The organism is Mesorhizobium sp. M7A.F.Ca.CA.004.06.1.1, from assembly GCF_003999135.1.
In the GTDB taxonomy this organism is placed as follows: domain Bacteria; phylum Pseudomonadota; class Alphaproteobacteria; order Rhizobiales; family Rhizobiaceae; genus Mesorhizobium.
The window spans coordinates 1-2,086 of record NZ_RZPQ01000910.1; the positions used below are offsets into that span (position 1 = coordinate 1).

Annotated in this window: 3 protein-coding genes; all 3 read left to right on the forward strand. The window is 62.0% G+C overall.

What is annotated here, in order from left to right; genetic code table 11:
* On the forward strand, window positions 1–446 hold a 446-nt coding region (locus tag EN906_RS32010; protein ID WP_245484374.1), incomplete at its 5' end, for an ATP-grasp domain-containing protein.
* Window positions 447–457: 11 nt separating this feature from the next.
* Window positions 458–1,318 (forward strand): triphosphoribosyl-dephospho-CoA synthase, encoded by an 861-nt coding sequence (locus tag EN906_RS32015; protein ID WP_127269836.1) that lies wholly within the window; start codon window positions 458–460, stop codon window positions 1,316–1,318.
* A gap of 149 nt (window positions 1,319–1,467) precedes the next feature.
* Window positions 1,468–1,974 carry a formaldehyde-activating enzyme gene (gene fae / locus EN906_RS32020; RefSeq protein ID WP_013532036.1) on the forward strand — a complete coding sequence of 169 codons (507 nt, stop codon included), beginning with the start codon at window positions 1,468–1,470 and terminating at the stop codon, window positions 1,972–1,974.
* Window positions 1,975–2,086: the final 112 nt, after the last annotated feature.

Genomic DNA, 2,086 nt, shown 5'->3' on the forward strand with positions numbered 1-2,086 from the left:
CAGAAGAGGTGAACAGCGTCTATTACCTCCAGCAATATGTGTCGCGTGCCGGTCCGCCTTTCCGGGATTTTCGCGTCTTTGTCTGCGCCGGCGAGACCGTGGCGATGATGAGCCGCATCAGCGACGACTGGATCACGAACGTCAACCGGGGCGGCGTGCCGGAACAGGTTTCCCAATATGGCAAGGCGGAACTGGCCTCGCTGGCTGTCGCCGCGTCAGCCGCGGTCGGCGCGGATTTTGCCGGCGTGGACATCGTGCGGGATGACGACGGCAATCTGTTCATACTCGAAGTGAACAGCATGCCCGCCTGGTCGGGATTGCAATCGGTGGTCGCCGTGAATATCGCCGAGGCAATCGCCGATGCCTTGCTGAAGCTCCTGGCCGACCGTGCCGAAGCGGCCGCCGCGCCGCGGCCCTATCGTTTTACCGCGCCTGCGAATTCGTGAGGGCCAGTAGGATGGCGGTTTCGCGCGAACGCCTCCGGGCCAGTTACAAGGATGCCTGCAGGATGGAGATCGAAGCCCTCAAACCGGGCAACGTCCATCTGTTCGCCGACGGACACGGCATGTCCGCCGCCCAGTTCATGATGAGTGCGGAGGTTTCTTCCGGGCCGCTGACCGATCCTCGTCTGCCGGTCGGACAGCGCATGCTGGAGGCCGTGCGCGCGACCCGACTGGCGGTCGCAACCAATACCAATCTCGGAATCATCCTTCTGGCAGGGCCACTGATATGCGCCGCCGAAATGGGCGGTGACAGACTGCAGGACAATCTCGACTTGCTGCTTCGGGCTTTGAGCGTGCAGGATACCAAGGCGGTATTCGAGGCGATTGTCACGGCCGCGCCAGGCGGCCTCGGAGAAGCCGCCAACGATGTGCGGCAGGAGCCGAAGGTTCATTTGCTGGACGCGATGCGGGAGGCCGCCGACCGCGACATGATCGCCCGCCAGTACGGCAGCTGTTTCGGCGACGTGTTCGGGGTCGGGCTCGCCACGCTGGATGGAGCGTTGGCACGCGAAGAAACGGGCATGTGGCCGACGGTATTCGTCTACATGGCGTTTCTCGCCGGCTTCCCCGACAGCCATGTGATGCGCAAGCACGGCGTTGACGTCGCAAATCAAGCGCGGCAGGAAGCCGTTGCCGTTCAGGCGGCGCTCCATGCCGAGGGCGACGAGCCGTCGCGCATTCGCCTGCTCATGGAGTTCGACCGCCGGCTGAAGGCCGACAACATCAATCCCGGCACCTCGGCCGACCTCACCGTGGCTACTCTTTTAGTCCACACCCTCGCCCTCACCTTGCATAATCGCGGCGTTGGTGCTTGACTTCCAAAAGCGGAAGCTGTGCTTCCGCGGCTATCTAGCCAACCGGTCCGGGCAAATCCGGACGCTGCCAACAAGGATAGCTGTCCATCGAGCGCCTGCTCGGTTGCAGCGTCCGTGGACATCATAATTGTGTCTTGGAGGAAATTGGCATGGCAAAAATCTCAAAGGTTATGGTCGGTGAATCGCTGGTGGGAGACGGCAACGAAGTCGCGCATGTCGACCTGCTCATCGGCCCGCGGGGGAGCGCGGTCGAAACGGCATTCTGCAACGCGCTTACCAACAACAAGGACGGCTTTACTTCGCTTTTGGCGGTGATCGCGCCCAATCTTCAATGCAAACCCAACACCGTGATGTTCAACAAGGTCACGATCAAGGGCGCCAAGCAGGCGGTCCAGATGTTCGGCCCGGCGCAGCACGCCGTGGCAAAGGCCGTGCAGGACAGCGTTGCGGACGGGACCATTCCGGCCAACGAAGCGGACGACGTGTTCATCTGCGTCGGGGTGTTCATCCATTGGGACGCGGCGGACGACGCCAAGATCCAGAAATACAATTACGAGGCGACAAAGGAAGCTATCCAGCGCGCCGTTGCAGGAACCCCGACCGCCGCCGAAGCAACGGCCCAGCGCGACAAGGTCAAGCATCCGTTCGCAGCCTAGACAAGAGACAGCCCCGCACAGGAAAAACCCTCTTCTGAGACGGATGGTCTGTTGCGCCGGCTGAAAAAAGTTCTGGGCTTTTGAAACGTCACCTCCCGAAGGGCGCACGTCC

Excerpts from the sequence above, each read along its gene's own strand:
- EN906_RS32015 (WP_127269836.1), top strand. The coding sequence starts at position 458 with ATGGCGGTTTCGCGCGAACGCCTCCGGGCCAGTTACAAGGATGCCTGC.
- fae (WP_013532036.1), top strand. The coding sequence starts at position 1,468 with ATGGCAAAAATCTCAAAGGTTATGGTCGGTGAATCGCTGGTGGGAGAC.